This is a genomic window from Pseudomonas sp. M5, assembly GCF_016907075.1.
Classification (GTDB): domain Bacteria; phylum Pseudomonadota; class Gammaproteobacteria; order Pseudomonadales; family Pseudomonadaceae; genus Aquipseudomonas; species Aquipseudomonas putida_E.
In genome coordinates, this window is the sequence record NZ_JAFBBH010000001.1 from 1,469,272 (window position 1) to 1,493,499 (window position 24,228).

Consider the following 24,228-nt stretch of genomic DNA (forward strand, 5'->3'; position numbering starts at 1 on the left):
ACCGCCCACGACTGGCGCACGGTCTTAGATTTTGCCGACCAGGTCCAGGGATGGCGCGAGGGTAGCTTCGCCTTCTTTCCACTTGGCTGGGCAGACTTCGCCTGGGTGAGCGGCGATGTACTGGGCAGCCTTGACCTTGCGCAGCAGCTCGCTAGCGTCGCGGCCTACACCACCGTCGTTGATTTCGACGATCTTGATCTGGCCTTCCGGGTTGATCACGAAAGTACCGCGGTCGGCCATACCGGCTTCTTCGATCAGCACGTCGAAGTTGCGCGAGATGACGTGGGTCGGGTCACCGATCAGCGGGTACTTGATCTTGCTGATGGTGTCGGAAGTGTCGTGCCAGGCTTTGTGGGTGAAGTGGGTGTCGGTGGACACACCGTAGATTTCCACGCCCAGCTTCTGGAACTCGGCGTAGTTGTCAGCAAGGTCACCCAGCTCGGTCGGGCAGACGAAAGTGAAGTCGGCCGGGTAGAAGAACACGACAGACCACTTGCCCTTCAGGTCGGCTTCGCTTACCTGAACGAATTCGCCGTTGTGGAAGGCGGTGGCGTTGAACGGTTTGACCTGGCTGTTGATGATAGGCATGAGAGACGCTCCTTCATGGGGTTGAAATCAGTTGACGGAGAGAATCCTAACCGCTGGTCGCCACGAAGGCTCATTGGCAAACCTCATGCTTGCGATTGGTTTTGGCTATAAGCGAGGTTTATTAATAGAAGGGATTGGGCTGAGCAAAGGATTGCGCAAGCATTTGAGGGGCCTATCACTGGCACACCAGGACACACAGGTACAGCGCCGAGCTTGAGAGCTGGGCCGTACCCGTGAGAGCCGGCTTGCCGGCGATAGGGTCAGTGAGGTTTAGCGCGTAACGGTCCGCATGGTGACGAACTCTTCCGCCGCCGTCGGGTGCACGCCAATGGTCTCGTCGAACTGCTGCTTGGTAGCGCCTGCCTTCAGGGCAACACCCAACCCCTGAATGATCTCGCCGGCATCAGGGCCGACCATGTGGCAGCCCAGCACCTTGTCGGTCTCGGCGTCCACCACCAGCTTCATCAGGGTCTTTTCCTGGATGTCGGTGAGGGTCAGTTTCATGGCGCGGAAGCGGCTCTCGAAGACCTGCACCTTGTGCCCGGCTTCCAGCGCCTGCTCTTCAGTCAGGCCCACGGTACCGATCGGCGGCTGGCTGAACACCGCGGTGGGGATGTTCTGGTAATCCACCGGGCGGTACTGCTCGGGTTTGAACAGGCGCCGCGCCACGGCCATGCCTTCGGCCAGGGCGACCGGGGTGAGCTGCACGCGGCCAATCACATCGCCAATGGCCAGGATCGACGGGGCGGTGGTCTGGTACTGCTCGTCGACGCGAATATAACCGCGGGCATCCAGCTCCACACCGGTGTTTTCCAGGCCCAGGCTGTCGAGCATCGGGCGTCGGCCGGTGGCGTAGAACACACAATCGGTGAGCAGCTCGCGGCCATCCTTGAGCGTGGCCTTCAGGCTGCCGTCCTCAAGCTGCTCGATGCGCTGGATATCGGCATTGAACTGCAAGTCCATGCCGCGTTTTTCCAGTTCTTCCTTCAGGTGGGTACGCACCGAGCCGTCGAAGCCGCGCAGGAACATCTCGCCGCGGTACAGTAACGTGGTGGCGGCGCCCAGGCCCTGGAAAATGCCGGCGAACTCGACCGCGATGTAGCCGCCCCCCACCACCAGCACCCGGCGTGGCAGTTCTTTGAGGTAGAACGCCTCGTTGGAGGTGATGGCCAGTTCCTTGCCCGGGATGTCCGGCACCTGAGGCCAGCCACCGGTGGCGATGAGGATGTGCCCGGCGCTGTAGCGCTGGCCTTGCACTTCCACTTCGTTGGCGCCGGTGATGCGTGCATGGCCTTCCAGCAAGGTCACGCCGCTGTTGACCAGCAGGTTGCGATAGATGCCGTTGAGGCGCTCGATTTCGCGGTTCTTGTTGGCGATCAGGGTACCCCAGTCGAAGTGGCCCTCTTCCAGGGACCAGCCGTAGCCGGCAGCCTGCTCCAGCTCATCGGCGACGTGGGCGCCATACACCAGCAACTTCTTGGGCACGCAACCGACGTTGACGCAGGTACCACCCAGGTAGCGGCTCTCGGCCACCGCCACTTTTGCACCAAAGCCCGCTGCGAAGCGTGCCGCTCGCACACCACCGGACCCGGCACCAATCACGAACAGATCAAAATCGTAGGCCATGTATTCAGTCTCCTTGGCTGGCGCTCAGCATACCGCCGTTGGCCGCCACAAACAAAAAAGCCACCCCGAAGGGTGGCTCGTCGACCTGTAGGGGCTTATCAGTAAGCCTTGCCGGTCTTGTAGTAGTTCTCGAAGCAGAAGTTGGTGGCGTCGATGTAGCCTTCGGCGCCGCCGCAGTCGAAACGCTGGCCCTTGAACTTGTAGGCAATCACGCAGCCGTTCTGTGCCTGCTGCATCAGTGCGTCGGTGATCTGGATCTCGCCGCCTTTGCCCGGTGGGGTGTTGCGGATGATATCGAAGATATCCGGGGTCAGGATGTAGCGGCCGATGATCGCCAGGTTCGATGGCGCGTCTTCCGGCGCAGGCTTTTCGACCATGTTGGTCACACGGAAGATGTCGTCGCGGATCATGTCGCCGGCAATCACGCCGTACTTGTTGGTTTCCTGCGGGTCGACTTCCTGGATGGCGATGATCGAGCAGCGGAACTGGTTGTACAGTTTGACCATCTGGGTCAGTACGCCGTCACCTTCCGGGTTTACGCACAGGTCGTCCGCCAGCACCACAGCAAACGGTTCGTCACCGATCAGCGGCTGGCCGGTCAGGATGGCGTGGCCCAGGCCTTTCATTTCGGTCTGGCGGGTGTAGGAGAACGAGCACTCGTTGAGCAGGCGGCGGATGCCGACCAGGTATTTTTCCTTGTCGGTGCCCTTGATCTGGTTTTCCAGCTCGTAGCTGATGTCGAAGTGGTCTTCCAGGGCGCGCTTGCCGCGGCCGGTGACGATGGAAATCTCGTTCAGGCCAGCGTCCAGGGCCTCTTCAACGCCATACTGGATCAGTGGCTTGTTGACCACTGGCAGCATTTCCTTGGGCATGGCTTTGGTAGCAGGCAGGAAGCGAGTGCCGTAACCGGCTGCCGGGAACAAGCATTTCTTGATCATAAACGTCCTTAAACAAAGGCAGAGCCTGTGGAATTCGGCGCAGTCTAATCAGGCGGCTGTCACCTTACAATGCCCCGCCTGCGGCCGACCGATGCCATGATAGAGATAACCCAGTGTAGATAGTTCCAAGGGATCGTAAATATTACGGCCATCAAATATCACCGGCATGCGCATCAACCCGCGCACACGGCTGAAGTCCGGCTGGCGGAACTGCTTCCATTCAGTCACCAGGGCCAGTGCATCGGCACCCTCCACGCAGGCGTAGGGGTCATCGGTCAGTTTCAGTTGGCCACTGGCCAGCGCCTGCGCATAGCGCTCGGCAACCCCGGCCAGCGCCACCGGATCGCAGGCCTGCACGCGCGTCCCTGCGGCCAGCAAGGCATCGAGCAGCACCAGGCTGGGGGCCTCGCGCAGGTCATCGGTGCCCGGTTTGAAAGCCAGCCCCCACACCGCCACGGTACGCCCGCGCATGAACCCACCGAAATGCTGCTGCAACGCAGTGAACAACAGGGTCTTCTGCTGATCGTTGCGGGCTTGTACTGCCCGCAGGATGGCAGGCTGATAACCTTGCTGCTCGGCGGTGCGGACCAGCGCGCGAATATCCTTCGGGAAGCATGACCCCCCATAACCACAGCCGGCATAGATGAAATGGCTGCCGATGCGTCGGTCGCTACCGATGCCGTGGCGCACCTGTTCGATGTCCACCCCCAAGTGTGCGCACAGCCCGGCCAATTCATTGATGAACGATATCTTGGTCGCCAGGAAGGCATTGGCTGCGTACTTGCTGAATTCGGCCGCACGCGGGGACATCACCAGGATACGTTCGCGATTGCGCACAAAAGGCGCGTAGAGGCGTTGCAAGGACTGCTGTGCTGCCTCGTTGTCCGTGCCGATGATGATGCGGTCCGGGCGCATGAAATCGTCGATGGCGCTGCCTTCCTTGAGAAACTCCGGGTTGCTCGCCACCTCGACGGTAAAACCGGCACTGCGGTCGCGCAGGCCCTGCATCACGTGCCGGGCCACGCGCTCTGCGGTGCCGACCGGCACGGTCGACTTGTTGACCACCAGGCAACTGCGCGGCAAATGGCGGCCAAGGCTGTCGGCCACGGCCAGCACGTGCTGCAGGTCGGCCGAGCCGTCTTCCAGGCTGGGCGTGCCGACGGCGATGAACACCACCTGAGCCTTGGCCAGCGAAGGCTGCCACTGGTCGCTGAAGCTCAGCAGCCCTTGGCCGATCCCAGATTGCAACAGTGCCTGCAGCCCCGGTTCATGGATCGGACACTGGCCCTGACGCAGTTGTGCCAGGCGCTGCGGGTCGCGTTCCAGGCACACCACCCGGTTGCCCATCCCGGCGAAACAGGCTGCCGTCACCAACCCTACATACCCTGCCCCGATCACACAGAGGTCCATGGCCGCGCTCCTTGAGTGAGATAGCGGACATTGCTACCCCGCAGGGGTTGCAAAGCGGTGACGGCCGGATGACAGAACCGTGAGGCCAACGGTGAGCGCGTCAGCTACCTGTTCCCTGCCCGATCAGCACCCCCTCGACCTTCTGCCCATACAGGTTGACCCCGTCGTTGGCATGGAACTTCAGCCGGGTCTTCTCGACAGAGCCCTCCACCAGCCGAGGGTCCTGCGGCCGTTCGTGGCGATTGACCCAGGCTGCCACATCCCACGCCTGCTGATCACTCAGGCTGCCTGGCCGGCCCAGCGGCATGTTGTGCTTGATGAAGGAGGCCGCGGTGTTGATCCGGTGCATGCCGGCACCCCAGTTGTAGGAATCCTTGCCCCACAAGGGCGGCATCACGTATTCGCCGGCCACTTTCTGCCCTTCACCATTGTCCCCGTGACAGATGGCGCACTGCTCGCGGTAGACCTGCTGGCCGCGCTTGAAGTCGTAGCCACCCTGGGGTTGTGGTACTTCAGGGTAGCCACGCCCGGCGATCTCCACACCGGTAGGCGCTTTGGTGGACAGCCAGTAGGCATAGGCCGACAGCGCAGTCATCTGCGGGCTGTCGGCGGCCGGGGGCTTGCCGTTCATGCTGAACTGGAAGCAGCCCTGGATACGTTCGGCGTAGGTGTTGACCTTGTCGTTCTTCTTGCGATAGGCCGGGTACATAGGGTACGCACCCCACATCGGCGCGGAGTTTGCCAGGCGGCCCTGGTCGAGGTGGCAGTTACTGCAGTTCATGCCATTACCCACCGCCTCGGGCATCAGTCGGCGGGTGTCGACGAACAGCGCATGGCCCTCGCGTACCATTTTGCCGAAGGCGTTGTCCGGCAGCTCACTCTCAGCGGGAGGCGCGAACTGCGCTGAGGCCTGGGCAGCAGGAACGTTCAACTGCGACTGGTCTTCCATGGCGATGGGCGCCGCAACGGCGTGCCCCATGGCCGACAGCAGCAACGCTGGCATCAATGCTTTCATGGCTTTCATGGCTTTCATGGCTTTCATGGCTTTCATGGCTTTCATGGCTTGACCTCCTGGCTGGCAGGGTTGGCAAAGAATTCTGCGATTGCCTGGACCTCTTGGTCGGTCATGGCCTTGGCCACACCGACCATCAGCTGATTGGGGTCGTTGCTGCGGCTGCCGTCGCGCCAGCCGTTGAGTTGCGCCACCAGGTAGCTGGCAGGCTGCCCTGCCAGGGGCGGAAAGTGCTCGCCGACACCACTGCCACCGGGGCCATGGCATTGCACACAACCGGGGATGTTGCGGCTCCAGTCGCCGTAAAGGGCCAGCCGGGTGGTGGGGTCGTCTGCGATTTGCTGGCGGCGCAAGCCGGGGGCCGGCTCGCCAGGCAGGCTGGCCAGGTAGTCGCTGACGGCCGTGATCTCATCCTCGGTCAAGGCTTTGGCCAGCGGCTCCATCACCGCCTGTTTGCGGCTGCCGGCACGCCAGTCATGCAACTGCTTGCTCAGGTAGCCGGCCGGCAGGCCGGCCAGGCGGGGGAACCCAGCGGCGGCTATACCCTTGCCGTCCGGGCCATGGCAGCCCAGGCATGCCATGGCGGCAGGGTTGGCGCCACCCTGGGTGAAGATTTTCTGGCCATCGGCGGCGTGCGCCATGGGCCAGGCCAGGATCAGCAGGCTGCCGACCAGGACTCGACTCAACGGGGTCATCACGAATCTCCATTTCTTTTGTTATAAGCTTAGGCTTAAAACACATAAGCAAATGGATACTAGCCCCGCCAGGGAATTGCCAACAACGCCAACCCGACCAACAGATGGCAATTGGCCTGTTAAGCGCGTTTTACTTGAGCCAGATCAACCGCCAGAGATGCACTTGGTCGCCGCCGTACGCACATCACCCAGGCGCAGCGGGAAGTTGTTCAAGCGTTCATGCAGCTTGATGCTGCTGCCGCTGCCACGTTCCTCGATGTCCACCAGTGCCGCTGGCCCGGCGCCGGCAGTCAACTTTTGCGGCACGATCAACCGCAGGCAATCGTCGCGCTGCTCTTCGACCAAGGGATCACGGGTGTTCGCCAGCTCTGCCTTGACACAGTCGGCATACTCGCGGGGCGTCTTGCCAGAGATCACATCCATCGTTTCGTGCGACTGCTCCAGCTCGGAAACGCTGACACAACCACCCAGCGTCAGGGACAACGCCGCCACCATCCACTTCATTTGGCACACCTCACCTATCAGGAATGCATCAGACCACGGCCAGGCACTTTTGCTCCGTGCTTTGGCAGATTTATCTAGCCCCATGCCATCAGGCGCGCCAGCCAATCCCGACATCGTGGTATCGTTCGCGTTTGCAGAACCCGACTTTGCGGAGCACCCCATGAAATTCGTACACCAGCGCGAGCATCTCAACGAGGACGACATCGTTGTCGTCGAGTGCTCTCAACGCTGCAACATCCGCCTGATGAACGACGCCAACTTCCGCAGCTTCAAAAATGGCGGCCGACACACTTACCACGGCGGCCACTTCGAGCGGTTCCCGGCCAAGATCACGGTACCCAGCACCGGTTTCTGGAACATCACCATCGACACCGTCACCACCCGTCCCATCTCGGTAACGCGCAAGCCGACCTTGACCCACAAGATCAAGATCATCCGTCGTTCGTCGTCCAAACTCAGATAAGACCGCCATGACCCAGAACATCAAGTACGTCATCAAATACAAGCTCGACGGCGAACGCCGCTGGGATTTCGCCGTCATGCCCGATGCCTCGCACGAGCAGGCACTCGATGCCCTGCGCAAGATCCACGGCGACGACGCCGACAAGATCAGCGACATCCAGGTCAGCAAGGCACTGTAAAACCGCAGGGAGGACTGCATGAGCAACTGGCCCGACCATCGTATTCTCGATCTGCTGGGCATCGAGTTGCCCATCCTCCAGGCGCCTATGGCCGGCGCCAGCGGCTCGCCCCTGGCAATCGCCGTGGCCAAAGCCGGTGGCCTGGGCGCCCTGCCCTGCGCCATGCTCACGGGCGAGCAGGTGCGCGGCGAGATTGCAGCCTTTCGCAGCGCTTGCCCGGGCGCCCCGCTTAACCTGAATTTTTTCTGCCACCAGCCGCCCACCCCAGACATCGACCGCGAAACGCGCTGGAAGCTGGCACTCAAACCGTATTACACAGAAGTTGGCGCCGACTTCGAGGCTCCCACTCCGGTTTCCAACCGTGCACCGTTCGACGAGCACAGCTGCCGGCTGGTCGAACAATTGCGCCCTGAGGTGGTGAGTTTCCACTTCGGCCTGCCTGAGGCTGCATTGCTGCAGCGGGTAAAAGCAGCCGGGGCCAAGGTGCTGTCCAGTGCCACCACGGTGGAAGAAGCGCTGTGGCTGGAGGCCAAGGGTTGCGACGCGATCATTGCCATGGGCAGTGAAGCCGGTGGCCATCGCGGCATGTTCCTCAGCGAAGACATCAACAGCCAGATCGGCACCTTCGCCCTGGTGCCGCAGGTTGCCGATGCAGTGGGCGTGCCGGTGATCGCCGCTGGCGGCATCGCTGACCACCGTGGCCTGGTTGCAGCACTGGCCCTGGGCGCCAGCGCCGTGCAAATCGGCACGGCCTACCTGTTCTGCCCCCAAGCCAAGGTGTCTGCGGCCCATCGACGCGCGCTGGACAGTGCACCGGCCAGCGACACGGCCCTGACCAACCTGTTCACCGGGCGCCCGGCGCGCGGCATCAACAACCGCGTCATGCGCGAGCTGGGGCCAATGAGTGAACTGGCGCCACGCTTCCCCCTGGCAGGCGGCGCGCTGATGCCGTTGCGGGCAATCACCGACCCGCAAGGCAACAGCGACTTCAGCAACTTGTGGGCGGGGCAAGCGTTGCGGCTGGGCAAGGCAATGCCGGCTGAACAGTTGACCCGGGAGATTGCAGAGAGGGCGTTGGCGCTGGTTGGGCGTTAGGAATTTATCTAGGGCACCGGCTGTGCCGGTGATTACCGGCAAGCCGGCTCCTGCAAGGATTGCAAGCCAGACAGCACCTTCCGGCTCGGGGCCTATCGCTATATAGTTACCGCTATAACGATAACCTGCACTCCTAGGGAGCTGTTTTCATGCGTATCCGCCTGCCCCACCTCACCGCCACTGCCCTCGCCTGCCTGCTATCACTCAACAGCGCCTGGGCAGACGAGGTGCAGGTTGCGGTCGCGGCAAACTTCACCGCGCCGATCCAGGCCATCGCCAAGGACTTCGAGAAAGACACCGGCCACAAGCTGATCGCCGCCTATGGCGCCACGGGGCAGTTCTACGCACAGATCAAGAACGGCGCACCGTTCGAGGTGTTCCTCGCCGCCGATGACAGCACCCCGGCCAAGCTGGAGCAGGAAAAGGACATCGTCCCCGGCTCGCGCTTCACCTACGCCATCGGCACCCTTGCGCTGTGGTCGGCCAAGGAAGGCTATGTTGACGCCCATGGTGAGGTACTGAAGAAAAACCAGTACAAGCACCTGTCCATCGCCAACCCGAAGACGGCACCCTACGGCCTGGCCGCCACTCAGGTGCTGGCCAAGCTTGGCCTGGCCGAAGCCACCCAGGGCAAGATCGTCGAAGGCCAGAACATCACCCAGGCCTTCCAGTTCGTCTCCACCGGCAATGCCGAGCTGGGCTTCGTCGCCCTGTCGCAGATCTACAAAGACGGCAAAGTCACCAGTGGTTCGGCCTGGGTCGTACCGCCCGAACTGCACGACCCTATCCGCCAGGACGCCGTCATTCTCAACAAGGGCAAAGACAACCCGGCGGCCAAGGCACTGGTTGAATACCTCAAAGGCCCAAAAGCTGCTGCGCTGATCAAATCCTATGGTTATGAACGCTGATGCCGCTGGACGCCAGTGACCTGGGTGCCATCTGGCTGACGGTGAAACTGGCCAGCCTGACCACCCTGATCTTGCTGCTCATCGGCACGCCCATAGCCTGGTGGCTGGCGCGCACGCGCTCTTGGCTGCGCGGGCCGGTGGGTGCGGTGGTGGCGCTACCACTGGTGCTGCCGCCGACGGTGATCGGTTTTTACCTGCTGATCGCCCTCGGCCCGCAGGGTTGGATAGGCCAGGCCACCGAGGCGCTGGGCCTGGGAAGCGTGGTGTTCAGTTTCACTGGCCTGGTGATCGGCTCGACGGTGTACTCCCTGCCGTTCGTGGTGCAACCGCTGCAGAACGCCTTCGCAGCAATCGGCCAGCGCCCGCTGGAAGTTGCCGCCACCTTGCGCGCCAGCCCGTGGGACACCTTCGTGCATGTGGTACTGCCACTGGCGCGGCCTGGCTTCATCACCGCCAGCATCCTTGGCTTTGCCCACACCGTAGGCGAGTTTGGCGTGGTGCTGATGATTGGCGGCAACATCCCCGACAAGACCCGCGTGGTCTCGGTGCAGATCTTCGATCACGTCGAAGCCATGGAGTATACGCAAGCCCACTGGCTGGCAGGTGCCATGCTGGTGTTCTCGTTCCTGGTGCTGCTCCTGCTGTACGCGGGGCGCCGTGGCAAGCCTGGCTGGAGCTGAAATGACCGGATCGATTGTGGCGCGCCTCAAGCTTGCGCGTGACGACTTCACCCTGGATGTCGACCTGCAACTGCCAGGGCGCGGCATCAGCGCGCTGTTCGGCCATTCCGGCTCGGGCAAAACCTCGTGCCTGCGCTGCCTGGCCGGGCTGGAACGGGCTGCGAGCGCGTACATCGAGGTCAACGGTGAAGTCTGGGAAGACAGCACACGTGGCCACTTCCTGGCGCCGCACCTGCGCCCGGTCGGCTACGTATTCCAGGAGGCCAGCCTGTTCCCGCACTTGTCGGTGCGCGGCAACCTGGAATTCGGCTGGCGGCGAATTGCACCAGGCCAGCGCAAGGTCAGCCTCGACCAGGCCTGCCAGCTGCTGGGCATCGGCCACCTGCTCGAGCGCAGGCCCGCGACCCTGTCCGGCGGCGAGGCCCAGCGTGTGGGTATCGCCCGGGCGCTGCTCAGCAGCCCGCGCCTGTTATTGATGGATGAGCCCCTGGCCGCACTGGACGGGCCGCGCAAGCGCGAGATCCTGCCCTACCTGGAGCGCCTGCACGAGGAACTGGACATCCCGCTGGTGTACGTCAGCCATGCCCAGGATGAAGTGGCGCGGTTGGCCGATCACCTGGTGCTGCTGGAGCAAGGCAAGGCCACGGCCAGTGGCCCGATTGGCCAGACGCTCGCGCGCCTGGACCTGTCGCTGGCCCAGGGCGACGATGCCGGCGTGGTGTTCGAGGGCCTTGTGGTTGGCCACGACCCGCAGTACGGCCTGCTGGACCTGCGCCTGGCTGGCCACGAAGCGCCTTTACTACGCATTGCCCACCCGGCACACAGCATGGGCAGCGCCTTGCGCGTGAAGGTTCAGGCCCGCGACGTCAGCCTCACGCTAACGGCAGATGGTACCTCCAGCATCCTCAACCGGCTGGCGGTGCGCGTACGCGAAGTGCACCCGGCGGATAACCCGGCGCATGTGCTGGTAAGCCTGGATGCCGGCGGCAATGCCCTGCTGGCGCGCATCACCCGCTTCTCGGCGGACCAGCTCGGCCTGCACCCGGGGCAGGCTTTGTTTGCGCAAATAAAGTCGGTAGCGCTATTGGGCTGAGCATCGCTCGCACGGCCGCTGTCCATTGATCAGTGACCTGAACGAGGCCTGCCGCCCATGCCTGACTGCAACTTGCCCGCCAGCCTGCATTACGTTGACGATAGCCAGCCCGGCCTGAGCCGGCGCCGCTGGCGTGACCGTTTCATCTATTTGGATGCCCAAGGCCAACGTGTGCGCGACAGTGAAACGCTGGCGCGCATCGCCGCCCTGGTGATCCCGCCGGCCTACACCGACGTGTGGATCTGCGCCGACCCGCAAGGCCACCTGCAAGCCACAGGGCGCGATGCGCGTGGCCGCAAGCAGTACCGCTACCACGCCCAGTGGCGCGAGCTGCGCGATCAACACAAATATGGGCGCATGCTGGCCTTTGCCCAGGCATTGCCCAAGCTTCGCGCACAGCTGGAGACACACCTGGCGCGCCCGGGGCTGGACCGGGAAAAGGTAATGGCACTGGTGGTCAGCCTGCTGGACCACACACTGATCCGCATCGGCAACGAGCGCTACCTGCGCGACAACAAATCCTACGGCCTGACCACGCTGCGCAACCGCCACGTCAAGGTCGAGGGCAGCACCATCCGCTTCCAGTTCCGCGGCAAGCGCGGCGTGGAACACAATGTCACCCTGCGCGACCGACGCCTGGCCAACCTGCTCAAACGCTGCATGGAGCTGCCGGGGCAGGCGCTGTTCCAGTATCTGGACGAAGAAGGCCAGCGGCACAGCATTGGGTCCAGTGAGATCAACCAGTTCCTGCAACAACTGACCGGGGCCGATTTCACTGCCAAGGATTACCGCACCTGGGCAGGTAGCAGCCTGGCGCTGAGCCTGCTCAGGCCGCTGGCCTGGGAGCCCGAGAGCGAGGCAAAGCGCCAGGTTGCGAGTATCGTCAAGCAGGTGGCCGCGCGCCTGGGCAATACCCCTGCCGTGTGCAGGCGCTGCTACATCCACCCTGCAGTGCTGGAGCATTACGCCTTGGGGCGCCTGGCAGAGCTGCCAGGCAGCCGTGTGCGCAAAGGCCTTGATCCCGAAGAGGTAGCGTTGCTGTTGTTTCTGCAGGCACTGGAGCAAGCGCAAGCCAATTGAGCGAACCTATGCCTGCAATCATGCAGAGAAATTTCCCATTAAGGCCGAAGCCCCCTATCCTTGCCACCGAGCACCTTCGCCGGGACGCTTACCGCGTTTTACAACGGCACCTGCAACTAAAGACACACAACAGAATTTGTCTGACGGGGAATTAATATCCGCCGAAAGCGTCTTTAATGAGAAGGAAGAGGGACAGGCTCCCACCACTGCGGCACTTGCCGGGTGGATTTTGATATCACCAAGGAGAACTACATGCTGATACTCACCCGTAAGGTTGGCGAAAGCATCGTCATCAACGATGACATCAAAGTCACCATTCTGGGCGTGAAGGGGATGCAGGTGAGGATTGGCATCGATGCACCAAAGGATGTCCAGGTGCACCGGGAAGAAATCTTCAAGCGTATCCAGGCCGGCAGCCCGGCCCCGGAAAAGCACGACGACCAACACTGATTGCGACACTTCAAGCCGCACGGACGCGCTTGATCGATTGGGTACACACACCGCAGCCCGAGCCTCAGGCGCCAAGCAGCTCGCGCACTTTGGCGATCAACTTGTCCACGTCGAACGGTTTGTCGAACGCCGCAGCGAACAGCTCCGGGCGTCCCTGGCTGGCCTGCGCGCCGCTCATGAGGATCACGGGCAGGTCGGGCAACTGCAACTCTTTGCGGATCGCCAGCACCAGCTCTTCGCCGTTGAGCACCGGCATCATGTAATCGGTGATCACCAGATCCACGCGTTTTTCCTGTAACGCTTCCAGGGCCTTGCGCCCATTGCTCGCCTTTTCCACCAAAAAGCCTTCGTCCTCCAGGGCAAAGCCCAGGATATCGGCGATCAGGTATTCGTCATCGACGATCAGGATAGTGTTCATCAGCAGGCCCTTCACCCGCTGCCTTGGGGCACCGGAGTACCCGAGAGCACACCGGATGAGCCCTCGAAAGTCTTGTCCAGGTGGATGCCCTGCGGCCCGATACGCAACTCATGCAGCGCGGGGTCGTGATGGCTGTCACGCACCTTGAGCACAGACAACATGCGCCGCAGTTGCGAATCCAGTTCGACAAAACGCATCAGCAAGAGGTTATCGACGATGCTCGACAGGTCGGGGGCCGGGGCGGTGATTTCCGAGCCGAAGAGGTCGCGCATCTCCCAGGTGAGCATGACGCTGATATCGCGTGCGCGCAGCTCGCCAGTCAAGGCGCGGAAGAACGCGTTGAGCCGTGCAGGATCAGTTGCCAGGCGGCTGAATGCGCCCAGGCTGTCTATCAGGACACGCTTGCTGCCCTGCTGCTGAACTTGTTCCAGCAGGCGCGCACCAACCTGGTCGAGCAAACCCTCGGTAGTCGGCTGCCAGCTCAGTTGCAAAGCACCTTGCCGTTCCAGCGCGGCGAAATCGTAACCCAAGGAGGTGGCCTTCAGGCGTAACCTTGCAGGTGTTTCATAGAAGCCAAAATGCAGCGCGGGGCTCTGGGCAGTTGCTGCGCCAAGAAAGGCCAGGCCCAGTGACGTCTTGCCAACGCCCGAGGGGCCCATCAACAAACTGACCGAGCCACTGGCCAGCCCGCCCCCCAGCATTTCATCCAGCGTGGATACGCCCGTGGTCACCTGGCTCAGCGTGGCCGAGCCCAGCTGGCTGGGGTGGCTGTACAGCGCCTCCAGGCGCGGATACACATGGATCCCGGCCTCGTCGATCAGGCATTCATGGCGCCCGGACAGCGCCCCACTACCCCGCGTTTTGCGCAGTTGCACATGGCGCACGGCGCGGCTGCCCAGCAGTTGTTCGCCCAGTTCGATCACGCCATCGACCATGGTGTGCTCGGGGCTGCCTTCATCGAGCCGGGCACTGGTCAGCAGCAGCACGGTACAGCCGGCAAAAGCGGCATGCCCCTGCAATTCGGAAACGAACTTCTTGGTGTCCAGTGCCGTTTCCGCGCGGACCCGGGCGTTGAGCACGCCGTCAACGATCAGCAGGCTGGCTTGCTGCCGGCCGATTTCCTGGCGGAGCAATTTGACCACCGCATCGAGCCCCTCTTGTTCAAGGGTATCGAAGGCGCTGACGAATTGGACCTGGTCACCGATCAGCGTCGAGTCGAAGAACCTCAAGGTCGCCAGGTACTGAAAAAGCCGTTCATGGGACTCGCTGAGCAAGGTGGCAACCAATACTCGGCCGCCGTTGCGCACATGACCACAGGCCAATTGGTTGGCGAGAATGGTCTTGCCGGCGCCAGGCGGCCCCTGAACGATGTATGAGCCACCTGCGACCAGGCCGCCCTTGAGTAGGGCATCGAGCCCTTCGATCCCCGTCAACAGCCGCTTGAGTGCCTGAACCATGAGGATTACCTGTGGAGTTGAGGGGCCGCAGCGCGCTCCGACGTTGGCAGGTAAAGGCGTATGCAGGTGCCCTTGCCGACCGTGCTCTGCACAGTGATTGCGCCGTTGCTTTGCTTGGCAAAGCCGTAGGCCTGACTGAGCCCAAGGCCTGTACCCTTGCCAAAAGGCTTGGTGGTGAAAAATGGCTCGAAGATGCGTGGCAGCACTTGGGGGTCGATGCCAGCACCGGTGTCGCGCACTTCAAAGCACACGAACGGGCCGTGCAGCCCGTCCACTTCGCCCGTCAGCACCACAGCATCAAGCGCAATGCAGATCGCGCCCCGCTCGCCAATTGCATCGCGGGCATTGAACAGCAAATTGAGCAATACCATCTGTAACTGCCCGGCATCCACTTCGATCACGGGCAAGTCAGGTTGCAGGTGCTCCTGCAACTCGACATCGCTCGGCAAGGCGTGCTCCAGCAAACTGCGCGTCGAAGCCAGCACAGTGGCGGGTGCGACCATCGTGACATCCATCTGCCGATGCCGAGCGAACGTCAGCAGTTGCTGAGTCAGCTGGGTACCACGCCGGCCCGCATCCACGATGTGCTCCAGCATACGCTGCACACGCGCCGGGTCCTGGCTATTGAGTGCCAACTTGGCCGAACTCATGATGATAGTGAGCAGGTTGTTGAAATCATGCGCCAACCCACCGGTCAACTGGCCCAGCGCCTCGAGCTTTTGCGCCTGGAACAGTTGGGCGCGGATGGCGTCCAGTTGCAGTGCCGATTCGCGCCGGTCTGTAATATCGCGCGTGACCTTGGCCAGGCCAATGATGTGCCCCAGATCATCGCGGATCACATCGAGGGCGGCCAACGCCCAGAATTGCGTACCGTCCTTGCGTACCCGCCAGCCCTCATCCTGCGCCACGCCCAGTTCAAGGGCTTGCTTGAGCAAATAGTCAGGACGCCCTTCGGCGCAGTCCTGGGGGGTGAAGAACAGCGAGAAATGCCGGCCTATAACTTCGTCAGCACGGTAACCCTTGATCCGCTCGGCGCCTGCATTCCACGACACCACATGGCCAGAGGGGTCGAGCATGTAGATGGCATAGTCCACCACAGCCTGCACCAACTGCTCGTAGCGGTTGGCGGTCATTACAGGCGAGGCGATGCAGTCGGCTGAAACCATGCAAACTCCACAGGCACAGCGGTTGGGCGGCAATGAGTTCGGCCAGAGTAGCCCCCAAGCATGGGCGGACGATGAACCCGTCAGCACGGTGAGGACAGGCTTGGGACATGGATGCAGCACTCATTGGATCCAGTCAGGAACGGCACAGTGGCCTAATGACAGTAAGGTGTCAATCGCCTGGGCCAAAGCCACCCCACTTCTTAGATCATAGGCGCTATAGTTGACTCAAATATAACAATGGGTTATAAAGCGCGCTTGATTGCCAGGGCCTTCTGCTTAGAAGCGTGCCGGCATCACGCGTGCGAGTGTGGTGGAATTGGTATACACAGCAGACTTAAAATCTGTCGGCGTGAGCCTTGCGGGTTCGAGTCCCGCCACTCGCACCATACTTCCAGGAAAGGCGCCCTTGCGGCGCCTTTTTGCTGCCCGGCGGAAATTCGCCATGCAGCTGCTAAAGTGGAGCTTGTCTGCATCCACTGGAATGCCACCATGCGCTACTCCCTGTTCGCTGGCCAACGCGACGTGATCATCCTGATCGCCCGTGTGTTATTGATGATCCTCTTCGTCATTTCCGGCTGGGCGAAGCTGACCGGCTTCGATGGCACGGTCGGCTACATGACCTCGCTGGGCGCCCCCGCGCCCATGGTTGCCGCAGCGATCGCCGTGATCATGGAGTTCTTCGTCGCCATCATCCTGATCCTCGGCTTCTACACCCGCCCGCTGGCCTTCCTGTTCGCCCTGTTCGTGCTGGGCACCGCGCTGATCGGACATCCATTCTGGAACATGGTCGACCCTGAACGGGCCGCCAACATGACCCAGTTCCTAAAAAACCTGAGCATTGTTGGCGGCTTGCTGCTCCTGGCGGTGAGCGGCCCGGGGCGCTTCTCGCTGGACGGGCGTTGAGTCAGTCTTCCAGGTCGTCGTGCCAGGCTGGGTGGTCGCGCTCGTCGTCATCGAGGTCATCCAGCAACGCATCGTCCTCCTCGACTTCATCCTCGGCACCCTGAGCGTCCGCTTCGGGTTCGAAGCCGTCGTAGAGAAATTCGTGGTCGAGCAGGTGATCGTGTTCAGGCTCGTGCAGGTCGTCTTCGTGGCGCATGATCGCTCCTGGGAAAGTGGCACGCCTGTATAAGCGCATCGGGTGGCATGGTCAATGGATGGGGCGGGGGTTAATGCTGACTTAACCGGTAACCTTCATCCTGCAAGCTCTCCCTTCAAACGTGACTTGCCCGCCTTAATGGCGGGCTTTTTTTGCACTGCCCTTCATCAGTGACAGACTTCTTCGATGGAACTTCTCCCCCACCTGCCACGCTCGCAAACCTTGCAGGACCCGGAATTTTCAAGGAGAAATCTCATGGCAGTAAACATCGACAGTCTCATCATTACCACTCCGGTGCCGAAATCCGCCTCCAACCCGGTCGCCTTGGAAGTCACTGGCGCACAGGCATTGGCTAGCCTGACCCACGTTGTTGCACGCCAGAGTGACGGCTCGATACGCATGACCGCGCCGACCAAGGGTGCTTCCAGCAAAAGTACTCACCGAACACGCTGCGAATGGAAAGAAGCCGTGTATTGGTCACTGGGCAGCGCAGCGCGCCACCGCAATCACCAGACAATGACCCTGGAGAAGGTAAATCTGGCGCGAAAGGTGGTAATTGCCCAGTTGCATGTGAAAGACAATAACAGCCCGCCAATCAAGGTGTTCTGGAACAAAGGCAAAATCACTGTCGGCTTTCGTTCAGATTTTAACCAGGCCACGCCAGTCAACAGCACCGTGCTGGCCGAGGTGCCGCTGGGTACGCGTTTCGATGTGAGCATCGAGGTGAGCGAAAGTGGCGCTTGCATGGTCAGTGCAAGCAGCAATGGCCGCAGCGGCACCACGACCGCACTGCAACTGGCGCCATCCTGGGCGACGCAGACGCTGAATTTTCACGGCGGCGTCTACAACCAGGTGGACTACAGCGATGACACGCCGGCAGAGGATGCCTCGGTGTGCGTGATCAGCGCACTTGAACTGAGCCATGAGTGAGCCAGGCATTACAGGCTAACGACATGCTCTTCACGAATTCATGACAAAAACCTTGGCACACTGACATTGTTTCTCACGTTCTTTGGGCCCGCCACTTGTTGGCGGGTTTTCTTTTTCTGGCGGACCAGTGCCGCCGGGCGCTCAATGCTAAGCGTCAAGCACGGTCACCCTTACACCCGTACCCACAATCTCGTACTCGGTTTCAGAAATCTTTTTCACATCCCCCCCGGCCTGCATTTCGAAATGCTTCAAACCCTCATGCCGAACCATGCCGTGCGGCGAGCGCTCAACGGTTTCGTCCTGATAAATGTTGATGACGTACCGCACGTTGTCCGTGCCGACGCCAATGATCTTTCCGACATATTTATCTGCCATGTCCGCATCCCCTTGATTACCTCACCGTAGCGGGTGCTCGTTGATCAAGCCACTCTGCTGGAGGAAGCAGCCGACTTTCAGACCACCGGGCGCCGCAGCGTGGGATCAGGTCGCGCACGACCCTTGGTCATCTTTTTGTACTAATCAGTACATTCCATGCGTAAAATTCCCCCCACTGGTAATTGCCCTACAAACCTACGATCTGGTTATGGAGTGTAGTAAGACGATGCAAACGGATTCAAATCGCCTGATGACCGCTCTGGAGCACAAGATGCTGCTTGAGAACTTCAACATCAGTTCGACCCAGGTTGAAGAGCAACTGAAATACATCGTCTGCGGGCAATCCACATCATGCGAGCTGGAGCGGCTGCTTGGCCCGTATGAGAACTGCGAGAGCCGGGGTGACTTGCGATTGCTTCGGTGGGCGTTTGTCTACACGGAGGGGGGGCTGGGCCTGAGCGACCCTCAAGTACTTACGGTGGCAATCGACGCAAAGGGCTGCGTAACTGATTTTGCCCTCGTCTAGCAGGCTGGGCCTGCTCAATGCGGGCCGTTGCTTTTTCGACCCGCAAAGAAAAACCCCGCAGACGTTAATCTGCGGGGCTTTCGAATGTGGAGGCCGAGGTCGGAATCGAACCGGCGTAGACGGATTTGCAATCCGGAGCATAACCACTTTGCTACTCGGCCTCAAAGTTCGGATCTAGTTGCTTGCGCTTCTATCTCCTTGAAACGTAGAACCTTTTTCAAAGTTTGCTGCGTTTCGATGGGCGCCATTATGTCTGCATTCCGCCAACCTTGCAACCCCCTGAACAGAAAAAATATTCAAGGGGTTCAAGGTGTTAGCGCAAGCGGCCAAGTTTGCTCCACAACCCTACCACGGCGTTCTCAACCGCACCGCTCGCCGCCATGCCGATTCGCTCCTGCAGGCTTTTGCGTTCGGCATAGTGCACATGGAACAGGCTGGCGTTGCGGGCGCGCTCGCTGAGGTACTCGTCGCTGGTCTGCAACTGATCCACCAGCTTGCGATTTAGCGCGGCGACACCCAACCAGACTTCGCCGGTGGCCACCTCGTCGATGTGCAACTGCGGGCGGTAGCGGGCGACGAAGTCCTTGAACAGCTGGTGCGTGATGTCCAGGTCTTCCTGGAACTTCTCGCGGCCCTTCTCGGTGTTCTCACCGAACACGGTCAGGGTGCGCTTGTACTCGCCGGCAGTCAGCACTTCGAAATCGATGTTGTGCTTTTTCAGCAGACGGTTGACGTTCGGCAACTGCGCCACGACGCCGATCGAGCCAAGCACGGCAAACGGCGCGCTGACGATTTTCTCGCCGATACAGGCCATCATGTAACCACCACTGGCGGCTACCTTGTCGATGCACACGGTCAGCGGGATGCCGGCCTGGCGGATGCGCGCCAGTTGCGAGGCCGCAAGGCCGTAGCTGTGCACCAGGCCGCCACCGCTTTCCAGGCGCAGCACGACTTCGTCACGCGGGGTGGCGAGGGTCAGCAATGCAGTGATTTCGTTACGCAGGCTTTCGGTGGCGGACGCCTTGATGTCGCCATCGAAGTCGAGCACGAACACCCGGCCTTTCTCTTCGGCCTTGCCTTTTTTCTGCTGTTTTTCCGCTTTGGCCTGCTGCTTGCGCAGGGCTTTGAGCTGGGCCTTGTCGAGCAAGCCGGATTCCAGCCGCTCGCGCAGCTCTTTATAGAACTCGTTGAGACGGGTGACCTGCAACTGCCCGCCAGCCTTGCGCCGCCCCTTGCCGCGCAAGCCGGCGATGGCAGACAGCACCACCAGGATGGCAATCACCAGGGTGGCGGTTTTAGCGAGAAAGCTTGCGTATTCGGCAAGAAACTCCACGTTGACTCCTTATGAACCTGCGCCTGTACGGCGCGAAACTGTAGCAAGCATACCGGTGCGCCCGTGGCGCTGCCAGCTGCGGTAAACGCTGGCAACACAGTTCAAACGACCTTTTCAAACGCTTGTATGTTTTTCGTTGACAGCCCGTGTGGCGCATCCTAACCTCGCAGCAACCTTCAAGCGGCCGGATACCTTCGTGGGCAACCTCTACCTCATCCGACATGGCCAAGCCTCATTCGGTGCCGACGACTATGACGTCCTGTCGCCGGTGGGTGTGCGGCAAAGCCAGGCACTGGGTGAACACCTCGCCCGGCTGGACCTGCGCCTGGACCGATGCGTGGCGGGTGACCTGCGCCGCCAGCAAGACACTGCGCGGCTGGCACTGCAGGCACTGCAGGGTAATGGCTGCGCAGTGCCCGCCATTGAGACCGACCCTGCGTTCAATGAGTTCGATGCCGACGGTGTTATCCGTGCCCTGCTGCCCGGCCTGCTGACCGAAGAGCCGCAGGCCCTGCACATCCTGCGCAATGGCGCGCAGAACCGCAGCGAATTCCAGCGTCTGTTCGCCCTGATGGTACAGCGCTGGCACGCCGGCGAACATGCCGACGACGGCGTGGAAACCTGGCAGGCGTTCACCACGCGAGTCCAGGGTGGCTTGCAACGTGTGCTGGACAGCGCCGGCAGTGGCGACAATATCGCGGTGTTCACCTCGGGCGGCACCATTGCCGCCCTGCTTCACCTGACTACCGGAATTACCCCCAGCCAGGCCTTCGCGCTGAACTGGCAGATCATCAACACGTCGCTCAGCCAGCTGAAGTTCCGCGGCCGTGACGTGGCACTGGCTTCCTTCAACAACCAGGCCCATGTGCAGCTGTTGAAGGTGCCGGAGCTCATTACCTATAGATGAGCCCGGCCTGTTGTGTCCCTGTTAGGGACGTGAAATCACTCAATAAGGAATGCGCCATGACCTCCGTAGCTGATGCCGTGAAAAAGATGCAAGAGAAGTTCAATCCGTCTGCAGCCGAAGGCCTTGACCTGGTGTTCGGCTTCGACATCACCGACGAAGGCAAGAAATACGCCCTGATCGTCAAGGACGGCACCTGCGACCTGCAGGAAGGCGAGAACCCGGACGCCAACTGCACCCTGGTCATGGACAGCGAAACCCTCAAAGGCATCGTCAGTGGCGAGACCGACGGCATGCAGGCGTTCATGGGCGGCAAGCTGCGCGTTGAAGGCGACATGATGCTGTCGATGAAGCTCAGCGAGCTGTTCCCTTCCTGAGTGATGGGCGCACCGCGCGAGACGAAAACCGAAGCCTGACCGGCTTCGGTTTTTTTTTGCCCGCCAGTGTGCATTCGGTGCAGTGATCGGCCGGCAACACCCAAACCTATATGGCATCTGGCACGCTTGTACCAGCGCATCGAGGCCATTAGATTAGCCAATAATCCTTGCGATCGATAATAAGGTAAACGCATGACGCTCACCGACCAGTCCACCCAGGTACGCCCCGGCGAAGAACTCGACGCGGCCGTCATCGACCCTTACCTCAAGGCCAATATCGCGGGCCTTGAAGGCGCACCGCGCATCAGCCAGTTCCCCGGGGGGGCTTCCAACCTGACCTACCTGGTCGCTTACCCAGGCCGTGAGTTCGTGCTGCGGCGCCCGCCTTTTGGCCAGAAAGCCAAGTCGGCCCACGACATGGGCCGGGAGTTCCGCATCCTCAACCAGCTCAACAGCGGCTTCCCTTACTGCCCCAAGGCCTACACCCACTGCACCGATGAAACCCTGATCGGCGGCGAGTTCTATGTAATGGAGCGGGTAAACGGCATCATCCTGCGTTCGGACATTCCCGCCGAACTGAACCTGGATGCCACCCGTACCGAGGCCCTGTGCAAAAGCTTCATCGACCGCCTGGTAGAGCTGCACCAGGTCGACTACCAAAGCTGCGGCCTCGCCGACCTGGGCAAGCCTGAAGGCTACGTGCAGCGCCAGATCGAAGGCTGGACCGGCCGCTACGAAAAGGCCCTGACACCCGATGCACCGCGCTGGGAGCAGGTCATTGCCTGGCTGCGTGAAAAGATGCCGGCCGACCACCCTCGCCCAGGCATCGTGCACAACGACTACCGCTTCGATAACGTGATCCTCGATGCTGAAAACCCCATGCGCATCATTGGCGTGCTGGACTGGGAGATGGCCACGATCGGCGACCCACTGATGGACCTGGGCAACAGCCTGGCCTACTGGATCGAGGCAGGCGACCCGGCGCCGGTGCAATTGATGCGACGCCAGCCGAGCAATGCCCCCGGCATGCTGACTCGCCGCCAGTTCGTCGATTACTACGCCGAGCGTGCGGGCATACGCCTGGACAACTTCGATTACTACTATTGCTATGGCCTGTTCCGCCTGGCGGGCATCGTGCAGCAGATCTACTACCGCTTCTACCACGGCCAGACCCAGGACAAGCGCTTCGCCCAGTTCATCCACATGAACCGGCTGCTGGAGCAGATGAGCTTGCAGGTAATGGCCAAGTCCACGCTCTGACGACAGACAACAAGGAAAACAGCATGTCCAAGACCCACCTGTTCGACCTCGATGGCAAGATCGCTTTCGTCTCCGGCGCCAGCCGTGGCATTGGCGAAGCCATCGCGCACCTGCTGGCCCAGCAAGGCGCCCATGTGATCGTCTCCAGCCGCAAGCTGGAGGGCTGCCAGCAGGTGGCCGATGCGATCATCGCCGCAGGCGGCAAGGCCACTGCAGTGGCCTGCCACATCGGTGAACTGGAACAGATCCAGCAGGTGTTCGCCAGTATCCGCGAACAGTTCGGGCGCCTGGACGTGCTGGTCAACAACGCTGCCACCAACCCGCAGTTCTGCAATGTGCTGGACACCGACGCAGGTGCGTTCCAGAAGACCGTCGACGTCAATATCCGCGGCTATTTCTTCATGTCGGTCGAAGCCGGCAAGCTGATGCGTGAAAACGGCGCTGGCAGCATCATCAACGTGGCGTCGATCAATGGGGTTTCACCGGGCCACTTCCAAGGTATCTACTCGGTGACCAAGGCAGCGGTGATCAACATGACCAAGGTCTTCGCCAAGGAATGCGCGCAATTCGGCATCCGCTGCAATGCCTTGCTGCCGGGCCTGACCGACACCAAATTCGCGTCGGCGCTGGTGAAAAACGATGCAATCCTCAACGCCGCACTGCAGCAGATCCCGCTCAAACGCGTGGCCGACCCCAAGGAAATGGCCGGCGCCGTGCTGTACCTGGCCAGCGATGCCTCCAGCTACACCACCGGCACCGCACTCAATGTCGACGGTGGTTACCTGTCCTGATCAGGCCTTGATCGCCTGCAGGGTGTAACTCAGCGGCAAGCGCTCGGGCTGCAGGTGCAGGCGCCATTCGCCGTCGGCGCCTTTGTCCATCTGCCCGGGTAACGCCTCCCAGGGGATGCTCTGGTGCTCGACCAAGGCCGTCAGTTGCAGCCCTTGCGCCAGCAAGGCACTGATGACTTCACCCAGGCCATGGTTCCACTCATGGGTTTCGGTCTGGGTGAGGCGTTGATCGCTGTCGACGTAGGTCTGGTCGCTGTGCCAAACCGTCGGTGCTTCTTGTTCGAAGTAGGGATACTCCAGTTGCAGCCGGTCCTGGTGGTCTTCATTGACGGCCATCAGCATCGGGTGCCCATCGCGCAGAAACAGCCGTCCGCCAGGTTTGAGCAAGGCCGCCACTGCACGGGCCCAAGGCTCGATGCGCGGTAGCCAGCACAATGCACCGATACCGGTGTAGACTAGGTCGAAGGTGCCTGCCTGCAGTGCCTGATCGGCCTGATAGACATCGGCTTCTACGTAGTCGATGGCCGTATTGCAACGCCCGGCAAGGCGCCGCGCCTGCATCAGCGAAGCTGCCGAATAGTCCAGGCCGCAGACCAGCGCGCCCAACCGCGCCAGCGACAAGGTGTCGGTGCCGATATGGCATTGCAGATGAGCTGTGCGCAGGCCTCGAATATCGCCAAGGCGTGGCAAGTCGAAGCGTACGGTCTCGGAAAGGTGCGCGGGCTGCTGGACCAGCAGCTCGACCTCGTAGTCCTTCGAGGCGGCATGCAGCGGCGCGCGCTCATCCCAGCTGGCGCGGTTGAGTTGATGCGATCGGTCCATGATTGTACGTCCTTGTTGTTTAGGTTGCGGTCCCCGGCCCCTTGGCGGGC

At 61.4% G+C, this 24,228-nt stretch carries 29 protein-coding genes and 2 tRNA genes; 16 read left to right on the plus strand and 15 right to left on the minus strand.

Going from position 1 to position 24,228, the window contains the following annotated elements; all coding sequences use genetic code 11:
- Window positions 1-24 precede the first annotated feature (24 nt).
- The 7 genes from ahpC to JOE27_RS06750 all read right to left on the minus strand — a co-directional run bounded on the left by ahpC (window position 25) and on the right by JOE27_RS06750 (window position 6,773).
- A complete protein-coding gene (ahpC, locus tag JOE27_RS06720; protein ID WP_012315033.1) occupies window positions 25-588 on the minus strand; it encodes an alkyl hydroperoxide reductase subunit C in 564 nt (187 codons plus the stop codon).
- A gap of 270 nt (window positions 589-858) precedes the next feature.
- Window positions 859-2,214: a glutathione-disulfide reductase gene (gorA, locus tag JOE27_RS06725; RefSeq protein ID WP_204918342.1), complete on the minus strand. Its 1,356-nt coding sequence runs from the start codon at window positions 2,212-2,214 to the stop codon at window positions 859-861.
- Window positions 2,215-2,312: 98 nt separating this feature from the next.
- Complete coding sequence (galU, locus tag JOE27_RS06730; RefSeq protein ID WP_012315035.1) at window positions 2,313-3,152, minus strand: UTP--glucose-1-phosphate uridylyltransferase GalU; 840 nt, start codon at window positions 3,150-3,152, stop codon at window positions 2,313-2,315.
- A 48-nt stretch (window positions 3,153-3,200) separates the two neighbouring features.
- Window positions 3,201-4,562 carry a UDP-glucose/GDP-mannose dehydrogenase family protein gene (locus tag JOE27_RS06735; RefSeq protein ID WP_204918344.1) on the minus strand — a complete coding sequence of 454 codons (1,362 nt, stop codon included), beginning with the start codon at window positions 4,560-4,562 and terminating at the stop codon, window positions 3,201-3,203.
- A 100-nt stretch (window positions 4,563-4,662) separates the two neighbouring features.
- A complete protein-coding gene (locus JOE27_RS06740; protein WP_119689064.1) occupies window positions 4,663-5,577 on the minus strand; it encodes a c-type cytochrome in 915 nt (304 codons plus the stop codon).
- A gap of 41 nt (window positions 5,578-5,618) precedes the next feature.
- Window positions 5,619-6,269, minus strand: a complete 651-nt coding sequence (locus JOE27_RS06745) for a c-type cytochrome (protein WP_115274400.1) — start codon at window positions 6,267-6,269, stop codon at window positions 5,619-5,621.
- Between the two features lie 144 nt (window positions 6,270-6,413).
- Complete coding sequence (locus JOE27_RS06750; RefSeq protein ID WP_204918346.1) at window positions 6,414-6,773, minus strand: hypothetical protein; 360 nt, start codon at window positions 6,771-6,773, stop codon at window positions 6,414-6,416.
- Between the two features lie 160 nt (window positions 6,774-6,933).
- Between JOE27_RS06750 and JOE27_RS06755 the strand changes: the two genes are divergently transcribed.
- From JOE27_RS06755 to csrA, 8 genes are all read left to right on the plus strand, one after another.
- Window positions 6,934-7,236, plus strand: a complete 303-nt coding sequence (locus JOE27_RS06755) for a DUF1883 domain-containing protein (RefSeq protein WP_046785735.1) — start codon at window positions 6,934-6,936, stop codon at window positions 7,234-7,236.
- A 7-nt stretch (window positions 7,237-7,243) separates the two neighbouring features.
- The gene (locus JOE27_RS06760) at window positions 7,244-7,414 is read left to right on the plus strand and encodes a hypothetical protein (protein WP_012315041.1); all 171 of its coding nucleotides are present in this window, start codon (window positions 7,244-7,246) and stop codon (window positions 7,412-7,414) included.
- Between the two features lie 18 nt (window positions 7,415-7,432).
- The gene (locus JOE27_RS06765; protein WP_125923988.1) at window positions 7,433-8,509 is read left to right on the plus strand and encodes a nitronate monooxygenase; all 1,077 of its coding nucleotides are present in this window, start codon (window positions 7,433-7,435) and stop codon (window positions 8,507-8,509) included.
- 149 nt (window positions 8,510-8,658) lie between these two features.
- Window positions 8,659-9,417, plus strand: a complete 759-nt coding sequence (gene modA / locus JOE27_RS06770; RefSeq protein WP_204918348.1) for a molybdate ABC transporter substrate-binding protein — start codon at window positions 8,659-8,661, stop codon at window positions 9,415-9,417.
- Window positions 9,417-10,097, plus strand: a complete 681-nt coding sequence (gene modB, locus JOE27_RS06775) for a molybdate ABC transporter permease subunit (RefSeq protein ID WP_119687344.1) — start codon at window positions 9,417-9,419, stop codon at window positions 10,095-10,097. Before modA ends, modB begins: the two co-directional genes overlap by 1 nt.
- Before the next feature lies 1 nt (window position 10,098).
- Window positions 10,099-11,190, plus strand: coding sequence for a molybdenum ABC transporter ATP-binding protein (gene modC, locus JOE27_RS06780; protein ID WP_046785732.1), 1,092 nt, complete (start codon window positions 10,099-10,101; stop codon window positions 11,188-11,190).
- Between the two features lie 57 nt (window positions 11,191-11,247).
- Entirely contained in the window at window positions 11,248-12,270 is a 1,023-nt protein-coding gene (locus JOE27_RS06785; RefSeq protein ID WP_046785731.1) for a DNA topoisomerase IB, read from the plus strand.
- 252 nt (window positions 12,271-12,522) lie between these two features.
- Window positions 12,523-12,720, plus strand: a complete 198-nt coding sequence (gene csrA, locus JOE27_RS06790; protein WP_012315047.1) for a carbon storage regulator CsrA — start codon at window positions 12,523-12,525, stop codon at window positions 12,718-12,720.
- A 64-nt stretch (window positions 12,721-12,784) separates the two neighbouring features.
- Here csrA and JOE27_RS06795 read toward each other — a convergent pair whose 3' ends face one another.
- The 3 genes from JOE27_RS06795 to JOE27_RS06805 are packed head-to-tail and all read right to left on the minus strand — an operon-like array spanning window position 12,785 to window position 15,761.
- Complete coding sequence (locus JOE27_RS06795; protein WP_012315048.1) at window positions 12,785-13,138, minus strand: response regulator; 354 nt, start codon at window positions 13,136-13,138, stop codon at window positions 12,785-12,787.
- A gap of 11 nt (window positions 13,139-13,149) precedes the next feature.
- Window positions 13,150-14,595, minus strand: a complete 1,446-nt coding sequence (locus tag JOE27_RS06800; RefSeq protein WP_115274396.1) for an ATPase domain-containing protein — start codon at window positions 14,593-14,595, stop codon at window positions 13,150-13,152.
- 5 nt (window positions 14,596-14,600) lie between these two features.
- Entirely contained in the window at window positions 14,601-15,761 is a 1,161-nt protein-coding gene (locus JOE27_RS06805; RefSeq protein WP_115274395.1) for an ATP-binding protein, read from the minus strand.
- A gap of 301 nt (window positions 15,762-16,062) precedes the next feature.
- Between JOE27_RS06805 and JOE27_RS06810 the strand changes: the two genes are divergently transcribed.
- Both JOE27_RS06810 and JOE27_RS06815 read left to right on the plus strand, forming a co-directional pair.
- Window positions 16,063-16,147, plus strand: a tRNA-Leu gene (locus JOE27_RS06810).
- Window positions 16,148-16,250: 103 nt separating this feature from the next.
- Window positions 16,251-16,664, plus strand: a complete 414-nt coding sequence (locus JOE27_RS06815; RefSeq protein WP_115274394.1) for a DoxX family protein — start codon at window positions 16,251-16,253, stop codon at window positions 16,662-16,664.
- 1 nt (window position 16,665) lies between these two features.
- On the opposite strand, the gene JOE27_RS06820 is transcribed toward JOE27_RS06815, so the two are convergent.
- Window positions 16,666-16,860, minus strand: coding sequence for a hypothetical protein (locus JOE27_RS06820; RefSeq protein WP_115274393.1), 195 nt, complete (start codon window positions 16,858-16,860; stop codon window positions 16,666-16,668).
- A 255-nt stretch (window positions 16,861-17,115) separates the two neighbouring features.
- Between JOE27_RS06820 and JOE27_RS06825 the strand changes: the two genes are divergently transcribed.
- Window positions 17,116-17,790 (plus strand): polysaccharide lyase family 7 protein, encoded by a 675-nt coding sequence (locus tag JOE27_RS06825; protein ID WP_119687347.1) that lies wholly within the window; start codon window positions 17,116-17,118, stop codon window positions 17,788-17,790.
- 147 nt (window positions 17,791-17,937) lie between these two features.
- Here the strand turns inward: JOE27_RS06825 and JOE27_RS06830 are convergent, their stop codons facing one another.
- On the minus strand, window positions 17,938-18,165 hold the full coding sequence (locus tag JOE27_RS06830; RefSeq protein ID WP_204918350.1) for a hypothetical protein: 228 nt from the start codon (window positions 18,163-18,165) through the stop codon (window positions 17,938-17,940).
- A gap of 250 nt (window positions 18,166-18,415) precedes the next feature.
- On the opposite strand from JOE27_RS06830, the gene JOE27_RS06835 reads away from it, so the two are divergent.
- A complete protein-coding gene (locus JOE27_RS06835) occupies window positions 18,416-18,691 on the plus strand; it encodes a hypothetical protein (RefSeq protein ID WP_012315054.1) in 276 nt (91 codons plus the stop codon).
- 87 nt (window positions 18,692-18,778) lie between these two features.
- On the opposite strand, the gene JOE27_RS06840 is transcribed toward JOE27_RS06835, so the two are convergent.
- Together JOE27_RS06840 and sohB are read right to left on the minus strand one after the other, a co-directional pair.
- Window positions 18,779-18,852, minus strand: a tRNA-Cys gene (locus JOE27_RS06840).
- Window positions 18,853-19,004: 152 nt separating this feature from the next.
- Window positions 19,005-20,024 (minus strand): protease SohB, encoded by a 1,020-nt coding sequence (gene sohB / locus JOE27_RS06845; protein ID WP_204918352.1) that lies wholly within the window; start codon window positions 20,022-20,024, stop codon window positions 19,005-19,007.
- A gap of 196 nt (window positions 20,025-20,220) precedes the next feature.
- Here sohB and JOE27_RS06850 point away from each other — a divergent pair, with 196 nt between their 5' ends.
- From JOE27_RS06850 to JOE27_RS06865, 4 genes are all read left to right on the plus strand, one after another.
- A complete protein-coding gene (locus JOE27_RS06850; protein ID WP_204918354.1) occupies window positions 20,221-20,931 on the plus strand; it encodes a histidine phosphatase family protein in 711 nt (236 codons plus the stop codon).
- A gap of 56 nt (window positions 20,932-20,987) precedes the next feature.
- Complete coding sequence (locus JOE27_RS06855; protein ID WP_039601984.1) at window positions 20,988-21,305, plus strand: SCP2 sterol-binding domain-containing protein; 318 nt, start codon at window positions 20,988-20,990, stop codon at window positions 21,303-21,305.
- 192 nt (window positions 21,306-21,497) lie between these two features.
- Window positions 21,498-22,565, plus strand: coding sequence for a phosphotransferase family protein (locus JOE27_RS06860; RefSeq protein WP_046785721.1), 1,068 nt, complete (start codon window positions 21,498-21,500; stop codon window positions 22,563-22,565).
- 23 nt (window positions 22,566-22,588) lie between these two features.
- Entirely contained in the window at window positions 22,589-23,356 is a 768-nt protein-coding gene (locus tag JOE27_RS06865) for an SDR family oxidoreductase (RefSeq protein WP_046785720.1), read from the plus strand.
- On the opposite strand, the gene JOE27_RS06870 is transcribed toward JOE27_RS06865, so the two are convergent.
- The gene (locus tag JOE27_RS06870; RefSeq protein ID WP_204918356.1) at window positions 23,357-24,178 is read right to left on the minus strand and encodes a class I SAM-dependent methyltransferase; all 822 of its coding nucleotides are present in this window, start codon (window positions 24,176-24,178) and stop codon (window positions 23,357-23,359) included.
- Between the last annotated feature and the right edge of the window lie 50 nt (window positions 24,179-24,228).

Bases quoted from the DNA above. Each gene is read 5' to 3' on its own strand.
- ahpC (WP_012315033.1), bottom strand. From the start codon at position 588: ATGCCTATCATCAACAGCCAGGTCAAACCGTTCAACGCCACCGCCTTC.
- gorA (WP_204918342.1), bottom strand. From the start codon at position 2,214: ATGGCCTACGATTTTGATCTGTTCGTGATTGGTGCCGGGTCCGGTGGT.
- galU (WP_012315035.1), bottom strand. From the start codon at position 3,152: ATGATCAAGAAATGCTTGTTCCCGGCAGCCGGTTACGGCACTCGCTTC.
- JOE27_RS06735 (WP_204918344.1), bottom strand. From the start codon at position 4,562: ATGGACCTCTGTGTGATCGGGGCAGGGTATGTAGGGTTGGTGACGGCA.
- JOE27_RS06740 (WP_119689064.1), bottom strand. From the start codon at position 5,577: ATGAAAGCATTGATGCCAGCGTTGCTGCTGTCGGCCATGGGGCACGCC.
- JOE27_RS06745 (WP_115274400.1), bottom strand. From the start codon at position 6,269: ATGACCCCGTTGAGTCGAGTCCTGGTCGGCAGCCTGCTGATCCTGGCC.
- JOE27_RS06750 (WP_204918346.1), bottom strand. From the start codon at position 6,773: ATGAAGTGGATGGTGGCGGCGTTGTCCCTGACGCTGGGTGGTTGTGTC.
- JOE27_RS06755 (WP_046785735.1), top strand. From the start codon at position 6,934: ATGAAATTCGTACACCAGCGCGAGCATCTCAACGAGGACGACATCGTT.
- JOE27_RS06760 (WP_012315041.1), top strand. From the start codon at position 7,244: ATGACCCAGAACATCAAGTACGTCATCAAATACAAGCTCGACGGCGAA.
- JOE27_RS06765 (WP_125923988.1), top strand. From the start codon at position 7,433: ATGAGCAACTGGCCCGACCATCGTATTCTCGATCTGCTGGGCATCGAG.
- modA (WP_204918348.1), top strand. From the start codon at position 8,659: ATGCGTATCCGCCTGCCCCACCTCACCGCCACTGCCCTCGCCTGCCTG.
- modB (WP_119687344.1), top strand. From the start codon at position 9,417: ATGCCGCTGGACGCCAGTGACCTGGGTGCCATCTGGCTGACGGTGAAA.
- modC (WP_046785732.1), top strand. From the start codon at position 10,099: ATGACCGGATCGATTGTGGCGCGCCTCAAGCTTGCGCGTGACGACTTC.
- JOE27_RS06785 (WP_046785731.1), top strand. From the start codon at position 11,248: ATGCCTGACTGCAACTTGCCCGCCAGCCTGCATTACGTTGACGATAGC.
- csrA (WP_012315047.1), top strand. From the start codon at position 12,523: ATGCTGATACTCACCCGTAAGGTTGGCGAAAGCATCGTCATCAACGAT.
- JOE27_RS06795 (WP_012315048.1), bottom strand. From the start codon at position 13,138: ATGAACACTATCCTGATCGTCGATGACGAATACCTGATCGCCGATATC.
- JOE27_RS06800 (WP_115274396.1), bottom strand. From the start codon at position 14,595: ATGGTTCAGGCACTCAAGCGGCTGTTGACGGGGATCGAAGGGCTCGAT.
- JOE27_RS06805 (WP_115274395.1), bottom strand. From the start codon at position 15,761: ATGGTTTCAGCCGACTGCATCGCCTCGCCTGTAATGACCGCCAACCGC.
- JOE27_RS06815 (WP_115274394.1), top strand. From the start codon at position 16,251: ATGCGCTACTCCCTGTTCGCTGGCCAACGCGACGTGATCATCCTGATC.
- JOE27_RS06820 (WP_115274393.1), bottom strand. From the start codon at position 16,860: ATGCGCCACGAAGACGACCTGCACGAGCCTGAACACGATCACCTGCTC.
- JOE27_RS06825 (WP_119687347.1), top strand. From the start codon at position 17,116: ATGGCAGTAAACATCGACAGTCTCATCATTACCACTCCGGTGCCGAAA.
- JOE27_RS06830 (WP_204918350.1), bottom strand. From the start codon at position 18,165: ATGGCAGATAAATATGTCGGAAAGATCATTGGCGTCGGCACGGACAAC.
- JOE27_RS06835 (WP_012315054.1), top strand. From the start codon at position 18,416: ATGACCGCTCTGGAGCACAAGATGCTGCTTGAGAACTTCAACATCAGT.
- JOE27_RS06855 (WP_039601984.1), top strand. From the start codon at position 20,988: ATGACCTCCGTAGCTGATGCCGTGAAAAAGATGCAAGAGAAGTTCAAT.
- JOE27_RS06860 (WP_046785721.1), top strand. From the start codon at position 21,498: ATGACGCTCACCGACCAGTCCACCCAGGTACGCCCCGGCGAAGAACTC.
- JOE27_RS06865 (WP_046785720.1), top strand. From the start codon at position 22,589: ATGTCCAAGACCCACCTGTTCGACCTCGATGGCAAGATCGCTTTCGTC.
- JOE27_RS06870 (WP_204918356.1), bottom strand. From the start codon at position 24,178: ATGGACCGATCGCATCAACTCAACCGCGCCAGCTGGGATGAGCGCGCG.